The organism is Nocardioides sp. JS614, from assembly GCF_000015265.1.
GTDB lineage: Bacteria > Actinomycetota > Actinomycetes > Propionibacteriales > Nocardioidaceae > Nocardioides.
This window is the reverse complement of record NC_008697.1, coordinates 118,609-134,229: the sequence shown is the minus strand read 5'-3', so window position 1 is coordinate 134,229 and position 15,621 is coordinate 118,609. Positions and strand designations below refer to the sequence as shown.

Below are 15,621 nucleotides of genomic sequence, written 5' to 3'. Positions count from 1 at the left end.
GGGCCGACCCCCCAGGCGTACAGATTCACCCCCACTTTTCGTCTGGATGAAAACAACGGATTCGGAGACGCAGGAATGGCTGTCTACACCGCACCGAAGCGAACCAATCTCTCGGGTAACCGCAACTTCACCTGGTTCACGCCCGCAGGCAAGAGACCCACCGAGTACGAGGACTTGACCGTCGGTCAGCAGTCCACCCCCGCCCAATACGCGTTCCAGGGCTGGCCGGTCCGGTTCGACGACGGTCGAGACCCGTACACCGAAGACACGACAGTCATTCGGTCCTCGGACTGGTACACGTTCCGGGACCCGAACGAGACAATGAACCGGGGCTACATCACGGGAGTTAACGAGTCAGAAAACGCGATTCAGCGATCTTTCGCCAGCGCGCACACCGCCGGACTCTTTGCCTACGCCGACGAAGGCTGGGTCCGGACGGGGCTGGCCGAGCACTACATGACCTATCCCTTTGTCGAGTACGGATTGTTCCTGGCGCTCTGTTATGCCGAGCGAGAGGCCCTGTCGGATACGGCGACCTTTCCGATCGTCTTCGAGGCCGCGGACAAGTTGCGGCACCTCCAAGGAGTCGTCTACTACTCCTTCGAGCTGGAGAAGGCGTTCCCCTGGTTCGACGACTCCGGCTTCATGGAGGCCTGGCTGAATGAGCCGATCTGGCAGGGCGCCCGCAAGGCCGTTGAGAACATCATTGCGCTCAACGACTGGATGGAGATCGTAGTAGCGATCAACGTCTGCTTCGACCAGCTGTTCGGTGGCCTTGCCAAGATCGAGTACTTCAGCCGCTTCGCAGCAGCGAATGGCGACATGGTGACTCCAATCCTGATCGCCTCTGCGGAGTCCGACAGTGCCCGCACCGAGAACTGGACGACCGCACTTCTCGAGCACGTGTTGGACGACTCGGTCCACGGCGGCCACAACCGAAGCGTCATCACCTCCTGGGTGGAGAAGTGGAACGCCTACGCCCTCGAGGCATGCAACGCGTTCGCCCCCGTGTTCGACCAAGCCACGACGAAGGCAGCGACATACCCAGCGGCCTTGGAAGACGTGATGAGGAAGCAGTCCACCTACCTCGAGGGGCTCGGCCTGTCCGTCCCCGGCGCGGCCTGAGAGAAGGAATCCCAATGTCAACAAGAGACTTCACCAAGGTCCGGGACACGGTCGGCATTTCCCTTATCGGCAGCGCCGAGACCGCGGAGACAGTGGCCATGGTCGAGGAGGAGATTCCCGACGCGAAGATCACTGACAACGACTGCTTCTACAAGATCGAGCGCGAGGGTCTGCTCCGGTTCGACATGGAGAACCTGTCCGAGCGGCTAGGCCGTCCTTACTCGGTTCACGACTTTCTGGTGAACATGACGTCCTACTACGGCCGCATCGTCGTCAACGACGGCGTCATCGAGATTCACACCGAGATCCTCCCCGATCGATTCCGCGACTAGGCACGAAGGAGACGAAGATGGTGGCACCCAAGCTTGAAACCGTCCACGAGAAGAGCAAGCGCTACGACTGGGGGTTCGACTACGCCAAGCCCGACCCCAAGTTCCCCTCCCGCTACATCATCCCCCCCAAGGGCAAGGACCCGTTCCGGGTGATGATGCGTGGCTATGCCGCGATGGAGAATGAGAAGGACAACCGGGTCTACGGCGCACTGGATTCCAACGTGCGTTATCGCAACGCCAACCTTGCCGAACCGCGCTTCATGGAGGCGATGAAGTTCGCCGTACCCGCGCTCACCGATGCGGAATACCAAGCGGTCTGTGGCGCGGGCTTCCTGATCTCATCCGTGAAGAACCAGGAGCTACGGCAGGGCTATGCAGGTCAGATGCTGGACGAGGTTCGTCACGCCCAGCTCGAGATCAATCTGCGGAAGTACTACCTGAAGAACTACCACGACCCCGCCGGCTTCGACATCGGGCAGATCGCGCTCGGCAACCACCCGATCGGAACGCTGGCCCGGGCGTCGTTCCAGCCCTTCAACACCGGCGACCCGATCGAGGTCGCGATGTGCCTCGGTGTTGTCCTGGAGACGGCGTACACCAATCCACTGGTGGTGGCGCTGCCGCAGGTCGCGATGGTGAATGGCGACCACGCCATGCCCACCACCTTCCTGTCGATCCAGTCGGACGAATCGCGTCACATGGCCAACGGCTACGCCACGCTGATGGCCTGCCTGGAGTCGACAGAAAACGTCCCCTTCCTGCAGGAATCGCTGGAGCGGCATTTCTGGCACCAGCACATGTCGATGGACACACTCGTCGGCGTTGTTTCCGAGTACTACGCAGTCAACCGGCCGTGGGCCTACAAGGACGTCTGGGAGGAGTGGGTCGTCGACGACTTCGTCGGCTCGTACATGAACCGCCTGGCCCCGTACGGGCTGAAGCCGCCGGAGCGACTGCCCGACGTAGCGCGGTTCGTCGAGGACATGCACCATTCCGTCGCCATCGCGTTGGCCGCCATCTGGCCCCTGAACTTCTGGCGCATCGACCCGATGGGTCCGGCGGACTACGAGTGGTTTGAGAACCACTACCCGGGTTGGACCGCACGATACGGCGGCCTCTGGGACGCCTACCGGGAGATGAGTGACCCCTCATCGGGGCGGCTGCTGATGCAGGAGCTGCCGGCTCTTCCGCCGTTCTGCCAGGTGTGCCACGTGCCCTGTGTGATGCCGCGCATCGACGCGCCGGAGACCCGGATCTTCGATCACGAAGGGAAGCGCTACGCGGTTTGCAGTGAGGGTTGTGACTGGATCTTCAAGCTCAACCCGACGATCTACACCGGCTGCGCCAACTGGTGGGAGCGGTTCGACGGGATGGACCTCGCAGACGTCATCTTGGCCCTCGGCTACGTGCGGCCGGACGGTAAGACGCTGATGGGACAGCCCCATCTCAACGCCGACCGGATGTGGACCATCGACGACATCCGCGCTCTCAAGTACGAGATCAAGGACCCGCTGAGGGTTTGAGATCACCGTCGGGTCGGGAGCTTGGGGCTCCCGACCCGACGGCAGCGCAGACCTTCTGAACTTGTCGACAAAGAATGGCGAACGCTCCATGGAAAATAAAGTCACAATCTTGCCGTTCGACGAGACTCTCGACGTCGAACCCGAGGAGTCGATCCTCCAAGCCGTCCTCAGACAGGGCCGATACGTCAAGTACGGGTGTAAGCACGGCGGATGCAGCACCTGTCGCGCAGAGGTCGTGGACGGCGACTACCGACTCGGCGATAGCACCTCGTTCGCTCTGAGTGACGCGGACCGGAACGCCGGAGTGGTGCTGCTTTGCTCGACCTTCGCCGAATCCGGTCATCTGGTCGTGGACGTCTCCGAGACGATGGACGACCTCACCGAAGAGCAGTACCAGGCCGGTCAGCACATCCAGGAATTTGCCGCCACCGTTGATCGGATCGATGCGCTCACCCATGACATCCGCTGGCTCGGACTTCGGCTCAACGAGCCTGAAACGATGCCCTTTGTCGCTGGGCAATACGTCGAGGTCGGCGTCCCCGGAATGCCAGACCAATGGCGCTCCTTCTCGATGGCCAACTCGCCCACTGAGAGCGACCGTGTGGACCTCATTGTCAAGGTGCTGCCCGGTGGCTGTTTCTCCTCGGTACTGGACCAGCGGCTCTCACTCGGAGACCAGGTCCAGCTTCGCGGCCCGCTCGGACAGTTCGGCGTCCAGCTGTCCCACCGTCCGATGATCATGATCGCAGGTGGATCCGGCATGGCTCCGATCCTGGGGATCCTGCGGGAGCTCGTGGCCACGGGAAACCGTCGCGAAGTCACGTTCTTCTACGGCGCACGTACCGCGGGCGATCTCTTCCTCGTCGAGGAACTGGGGCAGCTCGCTCGCCAGCATGACTGGTTCACGTTCATCCCCGCTCTGAGTGATGCGGGTGCCGACGGTGCGGCATGGGAGGGCGAGACGGGGCTGATCACCGAGGTGCTTGCGCGACACCTTCCCTCAACGGTTGGTCGCGAGGCCTACCTTTGCGGCCCCCCTCCCATGATCGATGCCGCCGTGGAGGTTCTGGAATCGAGTGGCTGCAAGCCGCGCCATATCCACTTCGATCGGTTCGTGCCCTCCGGCTGAGGGCGCAAGCCGTGTCGTATCCACCCGGCAAACCCCGTGCCGCACAGGTAAGCCAGCGCACGAGAAGCTCCGACATCTCACCCACCGTGGAGGGACCAAGTGACCACAGCATCGTTCACCGCAGCGCCTTTGCGCGCCAAGGCGCCTGCCGCTCCGCAACCTGGCGCCCAAGGGGATCCCGAGTCAGCGGATCCTCGCCCGTCGGCTGATGGACCGCTGGGCCCGGTGCGCGTAATCACTCACGTCCGGGCGTGCGGCCCGGGCCGCACTGAACTCGATGTCTCGTCGTACGACGGGCGGCACGTGCGGTTCACGAAAGTCCTCATTCCGGCCGTCCCTCACCCCAAAGTGATGACAGGCGTGATCCCGGATCGATGTCGACCGCTCGCCGTCCGGTTCGAGTTCCACGACGATCAGTCAATTTGCACGTGTGTGGCCACGACCCCAACGGGACCGAAAAGGCTGGATGTCTCCAATTCCGCCGGCCTCGCCCTGGTCGCGAGTGGGGTCCACGGGATTGTCACGTTGGCGCCGGCGAAGGGTGAGCTGGCCGTGGCCGAGGAGGGTGACGTGCCGTGGCTAAGCGCGTGATGCCGAAGTCAAAGTGCTGCACCTCCAAGCCCAAGTGCAGGCGCTGCCCAATTCGCATGCTGAAAGAAGGCACCTTGCCGCCCGGATTCACGGTGAAGCGCCGACGTCTCGTCAAAGCGAAGGCGTTGACATGACCGGCTTGTCCATGCCCAACCCCGCCGAACGGCTCAACTCGAGCGCGCCGTCTCTCGATGCGACTCGCCTGGAAGACCCTCCTGCTGTGGGCTAACTGGCCAACAGCTCGAACAAAGGAAATACATCATGCTCCAACGCATCAGGGGCGCGCTGCCCCTCAGCCTGGCCATTGCCCTGCTCGCGTTCGCTTGGGTGGAGGTCTCGCTGAACTTCACTTTTCACTGGGTGACGAGTGGAGATCTGGGTGTCGGCCTCGAACTGCCGAGCAACCTGCAGTTGATCACTCCGGCGGCGTTCATTGCGTGGGCAGTGTTCTTCGCGGCCGGAGCGGACTCTGCCGCCTTGGCCAAGACGGTTGTCAGTTCGATTGTCGGCGCCACCGCGGCACTCCTCCTGATGCTGATTTCACCCAAATTGGCAGAACTACCTGACTTCTGGAGCATCGCGCTCGTGATCGGCGTCCTGGTGTTCGCTGCGGTCATGCTGACGGTGACGGGCGATGGGTATTACGTTCCCGGCGTGTTTGTCGCGTTTGCCGCGGTGGTCTTCTGGTGGTTCGCGACTGGCCTCGACGGCTGGGCCGTCAACGGCGGCGGGGTGGGCAACTCAATTGCTGCTTTGGGAAAGCCGGAAACGGCGGGCACGGGAGCCTTCGGTGGCGTGTTCTCCACTCCAGTCGAATGGGTGTACATCTCGTCGCTCGTGTCGCTCGTGTGCGGAAGCCTGCTCGGCGTTGCGTCGGTCAGGCTGGCTGGAGCTCTTGGGTTCCTGGCCGGAAAGCCGGCAGCAGAGACGGTCGACGCCTGAAGAGATCGGCAGGGATTGTCCCTCGCTCCGCACTCTTCCGGGACGGGGGACAAGCCCCGGCGTCAACCAGATCGAGCGAACTCGTTTCGCCTCACTCGATGACATCAGGACACATATGCGGTCTCAGAAAGGTCTGATCTCCGGCTGGCTGACGTGTCTCCAAACGACCCAACGGACTGACGGGCGCCTAGGCGAACAGGAGTTCTCGACACTTGAGCCGGACTACGTGCTTAGTGCCTTGCGCGCGCGTTTCGAGGCGGCGATCGGGTTCGCCGAGCTGTGTCGAAGACTCGTTCCTGATCTGAACGATGCGACCCGAGAGCTAGTCCGCCGTGATTGCGAGTTGTTTGATCTCGCCTCCTTCCACGTGCTTGCGCATTCTGTAGGCGGTGTCCACCCTCTGCAGCCCCTGCGAAGAGCCAACGAAGATCGGGGGCGATGACATGCTCGGGCTCTTCCTTCGCGGGTTCGCGACGGCTGCGCGAGTGATCGAAATTCCACTGCCCGGATCGGCCAAGCGGTGCCCCGTGTGCGGTATGCGAGTTCGCGACGTTGTGATGCATTACCAAGGGCGACACGCAGGCAGCCATGACATCACGCTACCCCCTCAGCAGCCAGTCTCCTGATCAGCGCCCAGTCCTCCAAATGACACCAAAAGTGATGACTCTCCAATCGCTGAGTGCCTCTACTTTTACCGCCCAAACAGTTCAGTTTTCGAGTGCCGTCGAAATTCTCGTGCGCTTTTCGTCCTCGGGGGACGGTGAGCAGGGGTGAGGCTCGACCTAACCTCAGGAGTGAACGGCGCCAGAAGGAGGGTGGGAACAATGCCAGAAAGCACCCGGGATGGCCGCCCAAAGGCACTCGCCAGATGGCTGGTCACCTCACGACAGGGCCCTTGGTCGCGCAACCATGTTCACGAGGCGACCTGGGCTCCCGTTGGGACGCATCATACTCGCCAAACCGGCTGTCGACAGATGGCGTGGGGCGAGCCAGCACACGAGCGGGAACTCTTCTGGGAGATCCCGTTCTACCCGTCTGCTGCCTTGAGCTGTCACGCCTCTAGTCGGTCAGTCGCCGCTACGGCCTTCCGACCATGACCTGGTGGCTCCGGCTACAGGTCCGGATGAACGAAGCGCATGAAGCGCTCAGCGAATGCTGGAGGAACGGAACCCAAGGCGTCACACCGCCCTGGTGACGTGCCCAGCTCGACGACTCGCTGACAACCCCACGTGCTTCCCAAGCCACTGGCCGCGGAACAGAGAGGGACCGGTATGACGACCTTTCCGCTGACACTCACTCATTGGGGCGCATACCGGATGCGGCACGTCCCCGGTGGGGCCACCGAGGCATTGCCATTCGAGAATGACCCAGATCCGTCGTCACTGGGGAGGTCTATGGCTGGGGCGTGGAATTCCCAAGCCAGGATCCTTCGGCCAGCGGTACGCCAGGGCTACCTGAAGTACGGACCCGGCGCTGGGGTACGCGGCAAGGAACCTTTCGTCGAGGTGCCTTGGGAGCTCGCGGTGGAACTTGTGTCGGGCGAGCTCACGCGTGTGACCAAGGCATTCGGCAGCGAGGCGATCTTTGGTGGTTCGTACGGCTGGAGCAGTGCTGGCCGCTTCCACCACGCACAGGGCCAACTGCACAGATTCCTGAACTGTGCTGGCGGGTACACCAGCTCGGTCAACACGTACTCGGTTGCGGCAGGTGAAGTGATCCTCCCGCACGTGCTCGGGCTCGACCCTCAGGACATGATGTACAACGGGATGCAACCGAGTTGGAAGGACATGGCGGAGAACGCAGAGCTCGTGGTCGCGTTCGGTGGCATGTCGATGAAGAACCGACAAGTGGGCGCGGGCGGTCCGGTACGGCACCTGGCGTCGAGCGCGGTCAAGTCGATCTCGGATGCGGGCGTTCGCTTCGTCAATGTCAGTTTCACACGCGACGACGCACCGCCGCTCGACAAGATGACCCACTTCGCTGTGCGCCCGTGCACCGACGTGCCGCTGATGCTCGCGCTCGCTCACACGATCATCGTGGAAGGACTGTTCGACGAGCAGTTCGTCGCCCGTTGCACGGTTGGGTTTGACGAGTTCTTGCCCTACCTGATGGGCGTTTCCGATGGCATCCCCAAGGACGCGGCGTGGGCCAGTGGTGTGTGCGGATGTAGTGCTGGGTCGATCCGCGCACTTGCCCGCGACATGGCGCGATCGCGGACACTCATCACGGCCGCCATGTCCTTGCAGAGACAAGAGCACGGGGAACAGACCTGGTGGATGGCCGTCGTCCTTGCGGCCCTGTTAGGGCAGATTGGTCTTCCCGGACGTGGGATCGGCTTCGGATACGCGAGCCTGAGCCCCGTGGGAAACGACGAAACGCCAACGGCATGGCCCCACTTGCCTCAGGGACTCAACGCGGTGAAGACCTTCATTCCCGTAGCCCGGATGGCTGACATGTTGTTGAACCCCGGCGGCCATCACCAGTACAACGGTCGGGAACTCACGTTTCCCGACATCAGACTTGTCTGGTGGGCAGGCGGCAACCCGTTCCACCACCACCAGGATCTCAACCGGCTCATCAAGGCGTGGCAGAAACCCGAGACTGTGATCGCCCACGAAGTCTTCTGGAACGCCCACGCACGCCATGCCGACATCGTGTTGCCCGCGACGACCGCTCTGGAACGCAATGACCTTGGCTGCGCACACCTCGACCCCCACCTGATCGCAATGAAGCAAATGTCAGAGCCACTGGGCGAGGCCCAGTCGGACTACGCGATCCTGACCCAGATCGCGCGTGCGGTCGGGATCGCCGACGAGTACACCGAGGGTCGCAACGAGGCCGAGTGGCTCCGTTACCTGTATAAGCAACTCGAGCACAGCCCTGCCCTCGGTGGAAAGACCATTCCGTCCTTCGACGAGTTCTGGGATCAGGGGTGGCTCGAGGTTCCATTCGACCGCGCCGGGCAACGTGAACGACTCGGCGAGGCGCTACGCCGTGATCCGGATGCCAACCCCCTCGACACACCCTCGGGACGCATCGAGATCTTCTCCTCGACCATCGACGGGTTCGGCTACGCCGACTGCCCAGGCCACCCCATGTGGCTGGAGCCTCTGGAATGGCCAGGAGCGGACATCGCGGCCCGCTTCCCCCTCTATCTGAGCTCCAACCAGCCGGCGCATCGACTACACAGCCAGTACGACCAGGGCGTTGTGAGCGTCGACGCAAAAGTAGAAGGGCGCGAGCGGATCAGGTTGAGTATTCAAGACGCGGCAGAACGATCCATTGAGAACGGAATGATCGTGCGAGTCTTCAATGATCGCGGCGCCTGTCTCGCCGCAGCATGGGTAGACGAGGGTCTCGAGGCGGGAGTGGTTCAGCTCCCCACCGGGGCTTGGTACTTCCCTTCGGTCTCCGACACCGGGCCAATCGAGAGTCACGGCAACCCAAATGTTCTGACAGCCGATCGGCCGACGTCACGCCTAGCCGCAGGACCGTCCATCAATGCCCTCGTGCAGGTTGAAGCCTGGACTTACCCCCTGCCCGACCTCGCGCCCTTTGAAGCGCCGCAGTTCGTCGTCCCACGAACATTCCCCGCGAACGCGTGGGCTCGTCGCACAGGCCTCGCGCCTCTGTCCGTAATCCCTTCAAGCCGTCAGCCGTAGCGGCCCAGTCCGGCGCTTTGAAGACCTCTGGACAAGGAGCCCGCCCGTTTGAGCGCCATGACGCTGCCCCACAGTGGGCCGCAATGTGGCAGGTCTGCACGCGGGTACCTCGCGTTGAGTGTCCGACAGCCCTCTCGTTGTAGGTCTCAACCTGTGCCCAGGCCTACCGGCGGCGGCTGCGGTGCACTGGGTTCGAAGAGCCGAGCTCATGTCCAGTACCCGCGTCGCGCCGGCGCTTCGGGGCGTCACGGTCGGTGGATTCGGCGTCGTGTTCGCCGAATCCAACCTGCCGAACCAGCCGGTAGCGCAGTTCGCGGGCGGGGGCGTCGCCCAGGGGTGCTGCTGCGACCAGGGCGCGGGTAGCGGCGCTGACGTCGTGGCCTTGCTCGTGGGCCTGTTGCAGCATCGCGGCGGTGGCGGGCCAGTCGTCCTGCTCCGCCAGGCGCGGGTCGACCTCGCGGGCCAGCGGGGCCCAGCGTTCCGCCGGCGACTTCGCGGCCGCGGCCTCAAGGCGGGCGCGGACCTCGCTGCTGCTGTTCAGCTCGGCCCGGGCGGCCCTGCGGGGGTCGGCGTCCCACGCCTTGATGGCGTCGCGCAGGTCCCGCCGCGACTGCAGTTGGGAGAGCTTCAGTCGGGCGCGCACCAGGTTGGTGCCCGGCGCCCAGGCGCGGCTGGGCCGGGCGGCAAGGACTCGCATCGCGGCCACGCGGGCCTGCTCGGGCGCGAGGTTGTCGAGCCGCTCGGAGAGCAGTTGGTCACCCAGCGTCTGGCCGCTGGCCAGCGATGCAGTGAGGGCCGCGGGGCCGCGTTGGGCGAGCAGGTCGGCCGGGTCCAGGCCCTCGGGGAAGCGGGCGTAGCCGGGGTCGAGACCGTGCGGGGTGAGCATCCAGAAGTCGCGTTCGGCCGCGACCTCGCCGGCGAGGTCGGCGTCGGTGGCCACGATCGGGTCTCGGCCGATTCCGCCGAGCTGGGAGGCTTGCTCGTCGGTCAGTGACGTGCCGAGCGGGGCCACGCCGACGTAGCGAGCGGCGCTGGCCAGCGTGACCGCGATCGCGTCCATGGGGCCCTCGACGATGACCGGGACGGCGCCTTCGGCGAGGAGCTCGTCGACGACGCCGTACAGCTGGGCGCCCTTGTGGAACAGCGGGGTGTCGGCGGTGTTCAGGTACTTCGGGCCGCCCCGGCCGTTCGCTTGGTCGGCGTCGGTGAGTTCAGGTCGGCGTCGGCCGACGAACCCGAGCACCTCACCGTTGTGGACCACCGGGAACATCACTCGGTCCCGGAACCGGTCGATCAGTCGGCCGGTGCTGGCGGTGGTGGCGACCCCGGTGGCCAACATCTCGGCGCCGCTGACGCCGCGGTGGCGCAGGTGGTCGACCAGGTTGGTCCACCCGGCCGGCGCCTGTCCGGGACGGAAGTGCTCGTGCCCGGCGAGGTCGATCCCGAACCGTCCGGTGAGGTAGTCGCGACCCCATGAGTCGGTGAACCGGGACTCGAAGAAGGTCTGCGTGATCTCGTTGATCTCGATCATGCGTTCGCGCGTGACGGGGAAGGAGTACCACTCATCGGCCCGCTGGTACATGAGGCGGATATCGGCGGCGGTCGGCTCGAGCGGGGTGCCGCCGAGGTCGCGGATGTACGCGGCCAGCGTCAGGTCGCCCTCGACGAACTGCTGCTCGTCGACGTTGTCGGCCGCCGCCGGGGCGACGTCGACCTGGTCGATCGCCTCGTCCGGCTCGGGGTGGTCGACCAGGTGGTCGCCGTCGGCCTCGAGGTCGTGCGGGAGCGGCCATTCGGTGTCGTCGGGGTGGTCGACCAACGTGGCCGGGTCGGGCTCGACGCCGTCCCACATGTCCACCGGCGGCTCGTCGAAGTGGTCGTCGTGCTCGTGCTCGTCGGGGATCGGTTCGAGCGCGATCGAGGTTCGCCACACCAGCGCCTGGCACTCGTCGATGTCGTCGGAGGGCAGGGCGGACCCGGCCGACAGCAGGGCTTCGAGCTGCCAGCCGCGCTGCAGTCCGTGGTCGATGTTGGAGACCAGCGCGGGCCACCAGGCGCTCGCCTGAATGCGGGCGGACCGCTCATCGCTGAGCAGTTCGGGCAACTGCGCTGCCCAGCTGGTGGTGACCCCCTCGCCGTGAGAGCCGTCCCCGACCTGGGCGGCCACGGCGGGCGAGAGGTGGCGTGCCATGCGCCACCACAGCGCCGCCGCGGCGTGCTCATCAGGAAGAGGGCCGGCCCCAGTGTCAGCCGCCGTGGCGGTGCGGAGCAGTTGGTGGGCCTCAACGCCGGCGCGCGACATGGCCGCGAGCCGTTCGGCAAGGAGCGGGGTGAACTCGTCGCCGCGGACCTGCGGGGCCAGCGAGTAGAGCAGTTGGCGCCATTCCGTGAGCGCCGGGGTGTGGTCGCCGGTGATGCGCCGGTTGAGCCGTCGCTGGTAGGTGGAGGAGGCTTTCTGTAGCTGCGGCGCGCCGGTCGGGCGACGGTCGTCGAGGGGGACCTGCATGGCCGCTCGCCAGACCTCGACGTCGGCCACCGTGTCGGTGTCGGGTCGGATCCCGTTCTGCGCCCAGGTCGGCAGCGACGTCTGTGCCGCGGCCCGGCCGCGGACCTCGTCGGCGAGCTGGTCGACCAGGTGCGCGCGCTGGTCGAGGTAGGCACCCCAGTGCGGGTCGTCGGCCAGTCGCTCCGGTACGCCGGGAATCCAGGGCAGTGGGCCGGTGCCGACGTTGCGCATGCCGGAGGCGTCTAGCCGCCAGTCGAGCACCGCGGCGCGGTCCTCGGCCGAGACCAGTTCTCGGTCGCTCGCGGCCGCGCGCATCGCCTCCACGGGGTTCTCACCCGCGGCGCCAAGCAGCAGCAGATGGGCGCGCAGCGTGGGCCAGGCAGCCTCATCGGCCAGGCCGGGAAGTAGCTGGTCGACGGTGCTGTCCAGGGCCTCCACCACGTTAGAGCCGTCGGGTCCGGCGGTGTTTCGGAGGTGGTTCTCGGCGGCGACGTAGAGGCTGTCGAGGTAGCGCTGGGCTGCCTCACCGAGCTGGGTGGCGGGGTCGGCCTGCTCGCGCATGAGGCTGGTCGCGGACCGCTGGGCGTCGTCGCGGGCCAGCATCGACTCGAGGATGTCGGTGGGGGTGAGCGGGCGGACCAGGGTCGGGTGGATCACCGAGTGTGGGTCGCCGTCCCCGACGACCTGCAGGTAGATGTGGTTGCCGCTCTTGCCTCGGGTGAGCATCGTGTAGAGCTGCTGGCGCGACTCGTTGCCGGTGGCCAGGCCGTGCATGGTGTCGGTGGTGACGCCCTGGGCGGTGTGCACGGTGCAGGCGTAGCCGAGTTCGGTGGAGGTCTCGACGTACTCGCGGGGGAGGCGGACGGTGCGGCCGTGTTGGGTGTGCTGCACGGTCAGGTCGCCGCCCTCGTGGAGGCCGAGGACGGTCCACCGGTCGCCGTTCTTGACCCAGTCGGTGGCCGAGGTGCGCAGCTTGCGGTCGTTGGTGCGGGTGATGATCAGCTCGCCGATGCTGGCCTCGTTGCCGTCGGCCAGGCGCCGGGCCGGGCCGACGCTGGCGGGGTCGGCCCCCTCGAGTCGGTGGGCGCGGGCCTGCTGGTTGAGCTCGCTGACCAGCTCGCGGGTCGGGGCGAGCATGATCGCGTCCAGGCCCGCGGCACGGTCGGCCTGCCAGGCCGCGAACACGTCCTCGGTCATGGTGGCCAGGTCGCCCACGTGCACCCGGTCGCGGTCGAGGTAGAAGCCCAGGGCCTCGCCCTTGCCCTCGCGCAGCGCCAGCGAGGCGGCGCCTTCGGCCGGGTCGGTGAACCGGACGAGCTCGGTCAGCTGCAGCGCGCCGTGGGTGGCGCGGATGTCGCGCAGCACGCCGCCGGCGCCGATCGCGGCGAGCTGCTGGTCGTCGCCGACCAGGCGGACGCTGCCGCCGCGCTCGAGGACGTGTTGCACGGCGATGTCGAGGGAGAGCGTGTCGGCCATGCCGGCCTCGTCGATCACCACGAGCGTCTGGGGGCCGATGCCGGCGACCCAGTCAGGCACCTCGGCGCCGGTGACCTGGGACTGCTCGAGCGAGTGGGTGAGTTTGGCGAGGGTGTCGGTCTGGGTGTCGATCTGGGAGCCCATCGAGACCCTCAGTGCGTCCGCGGCCGCGGCTGAGGGGGCGAGGCCGATCACGCTGCCGCCGCCGTCGGTCCAGGCCTGGGCGAGCGCCCGCATCGCGGTGGTCTTGCCCGAGCCGGCGGGCGCGATCGCCAGCTGCAGGCGGGCGCCGGAGGTGGCCATCTCCTTGACCAAGGTGGCTTGGCCGGCGTTGAGGGTGACCCCGTTGGCTTCGGACTCCAGGAGCGCCAGGGCGACGTTCTGCTCGTCGACCGCGTAGCCGTCGCGGCGGCCGGCGGCCTCCACGAGGCGCTCTTCGGCGGCCAGGACCTTGCTCGAGGTGAACAGGTGGACGCCGCCGACGGTGTAGACCGAGGCGCCGTCCAGCTTGCGCAGCTCGGGCGGTTCGGAGATCTCGTCGAAGGGGCGAGTGATGCTGACCGAGCGGCCGTCGAGGACCTCGCTGACCAGTAAGCCGACGACGGTGCTGACCTGGTCGGTGGGCACGTTGGCGGCCCGCACCTGGCGTTGGGCCTCGGCATAGACGTGCCAGTACTGCCAGGTGGCGCGGCCGCCTTCCATCGTCGTCACGATCCGGTCGCCGGTCTTGGCGAACCACGCCGCGTCGGCGACCGGGGCGGTTCCGGCGGCGGTCGGGTTGAGTGTGCCGTGGAGCATCTGCTGGAGGCCTCGCGGTGAGCCGAGGACCTCGACCGCCTCGCGGTCCCAGGCCTCCCGCTGGTCGTTGAGCGAGCGGGGCTCGTGCTTGGCCTCGCGGGTCTCCAGGGTGGCCCGCTGGGCCAGCTGCAGCGTCTCGATCGGTGTCGGCGGGCGGCCGTGGGTCGCCTGGAACTGGGCGGCCAGCTCCTTGCGGCGGGCTTCGACGCTGACGCGGCGCTTGGAGAAGCGGTGGTTGAGGTCGGGGTCGACGCCGACGATCTCGCGCACCGGCCGCTTCCGGGCGTCGGGATTCGGCCGTTCCGCGAACCGTACCCCCAGCGCGTCGCCCAGGTGCCGCTCGAGCGCGGTGTTGTAGGTCTCCGAGGCAGAGACCTTGGCCTTGTAGAGCAGCCGGCCGTCGATCGCCAGCCACTTTCCGTCGAGGGTCTGGACCTTGTTCGCGACCGCGACGTGGGTGTGCAGATCCGGGTCGCCGGCGCGGGAGTCGCGGTGGGTGAACGCCGTGGCCAGCAGGCCGCGGACGTTGACCTGGCGGATCCCGTTTGTGCCCTGGCGGGTGAACAGCGCCTTGGTCTCGATGAAGTTCAGCGCGTCCTTGATCGCCGACTGGTGAGCGCCCTCGATGACCGCGGCGGTCTTGGGGTCGGCCAGTGCCCAAAGCGTGGAGACGCTCTTCACCGGCGAGAAGGTGAGGTCGTAGCCGGCCACGGCGTTGGTCTTGGGCCGGGAGTGCTTGGCGATCGTGGCGGCGAGCTCGCGCGCGTCGGCAGGCTCGCGGCCGTGCTCGGCCCGGAAGAAATCACGCCCGATCTCGGTGCGGATCCGTGCCCGCTCCTCGGCTGGGACCGGCCAGTCGCCCGGCAGCCCAGCGGCCTCGTTGACGGCCGCGAGGCGTTTGGCGACCTCCACCCGGAAGGCGCTGACGTCGTTCTCGTAGACCTTGAACGGGGTGCCGAGACGCGCTGCAGCCTTGTAGTCGGCCGCGGTCGGGCTCCCGACGCCGGCGCGCCCGACCCGCAGATCCAGCTCCTTGGTGCGTGCGGTGGCCAGCGGGTGGTGCCCGGCGCCGAACAGGTTCTGCATGTGATCGGCGGTGACGACGTCGCCGGCGTCCAGGCCCTCGATGCCCTCCATGCCGGATCCGACCCACACGCCGGGGGTCTCGCCCTTCTCGGTGTAGTAGCTCGCGAGCCCGGTGTGACCCTTGTCAGTGGCGTCCATCGCTGCGACCTGGCGGGTCAGGTAGTCGTACCCCGATCCGGCCGTCAGCTTGTGGAGGCTCATCGTCACGGGCACCTACGTCCGATCGGGGCCTCGGAACGATCAATTTCGCCGGAAACTTCGTCTGTTCTTTCTATTCGGCATACCGGGAATGCACTAGGTGTGTGGAGGTTGGGGTGCGACTGAGTTCGAGGGGGGACGCTGCGCTCGGGAGGGGCTCAGCGGTGTCGGTCTGAGGGCGTTGGACGGTGAGAACTCTGGGGTGGCTGGAATGTTTTTCGGCGGTAGTGATCGCTCGGGGACCGGGACTTGT

7 protein-coding genes are annotated in these 15,621 nt (G+C 66.2%); 6 read left to right on the top strand and 1 reads right to left on the bottom strand.

Annotated elements, in window-relative coordinates; genetic code table 11:
- Positions 1-75: 75 nt before the first annotated feature.
- From NOCA_RS00520 to NOCA_RS00490, 6 genes are all read left to right on the top strand, one after another.
- Positions 76-1,125: a methane monooxygenase gene (locus NOCA_RS00520; protein ID WP_011751518.1), complete on the top strand. Its 1,050-nt coding sequence runs from the start codon at positions 76-78 to the stop codon at positions 1,123-1,125.
- A 14-nt stretch (positions 1,126-1,139) separates the two neighbouring features.
- On the top strand, positions 1,140-1,457 hold the full coding sequence (locus NOCA_RS00515; protein ID WP_011751517.1) for an MmoB/DmpM family protein: 318 nt from the start codon (positions 1,140-1,142) through the stop codon (positions 1,455-1,457).
- A 17-nt stretch (positions 1,458-1,474) separates the two neighbouring features.
- The gene (locus tag NOCA_RS00510; protein WP_011751516.1) at positions 1,475-2,980 is read left to right on the top strand and encodes an aromatic/alkene/methane monooxygenase hydroxylase/oxygenase subunit alpha; all 1,506 of its coding nucleotides are present in this window, start codon (positions 1,475-1,477) and stop codon (positions 2,978-2,980) included.
- Between the two features lie 109 nt (positions 2,981-3,089).
- Positions 3,090-4,109, top strand: a complete 1,020-nt coding sequence (locus NOCA_RS00505) for an FAD-binding oxidoreductase (RefSeq protein WP_238383344.1) — start codon at positions 3,090-3,092, stop codon at positions 4,107-4,109.
- An 852-nt stretch (positions 4,110-4,961) separates the two neighbouring features.
- Positions 4,962-5,642, top strand: coding sequence for a DUF1097 family protein (locus NOCA_RS00495; RefSeq protein ID WP_011751513.1), 681 nt, complete (start codon positions 4,962-4,964; stop codon positions 5,640-5,642).
- Positions 5,643-6,913: 1,271 nt separating this feature from the next.
- Positions 6,914-9,304 (top strand): molybdopterin guanine dinucleotide-containing S/N-oxide reductase, encoded by a 2,391-nt coding sequence (locus NOCA_RS00490; RefSeq protein ID WP_011751510.1) that lies wholly within the window; start codon positions 6,914-6,916, stop codon positions 9,302-9,304.
- 163 nt (positions 9,305-9,467) lie between these two features.
- On the opposite strand, the gene mobF is transcribed toward NOCA_RS00490, so the two are convergent.
- A complete protein-coding gene (mobF, locus tag NOCA_RS00485; protein WP_011751509.1) occupies positions 9,468-15,371 on the bottom strand; it encodes a MobF family relaxase in 5,904 nt (1,967 codons plus the stop codon).
- Positions 15,372-15,621 lie beyond the last annotated feature (250 nt).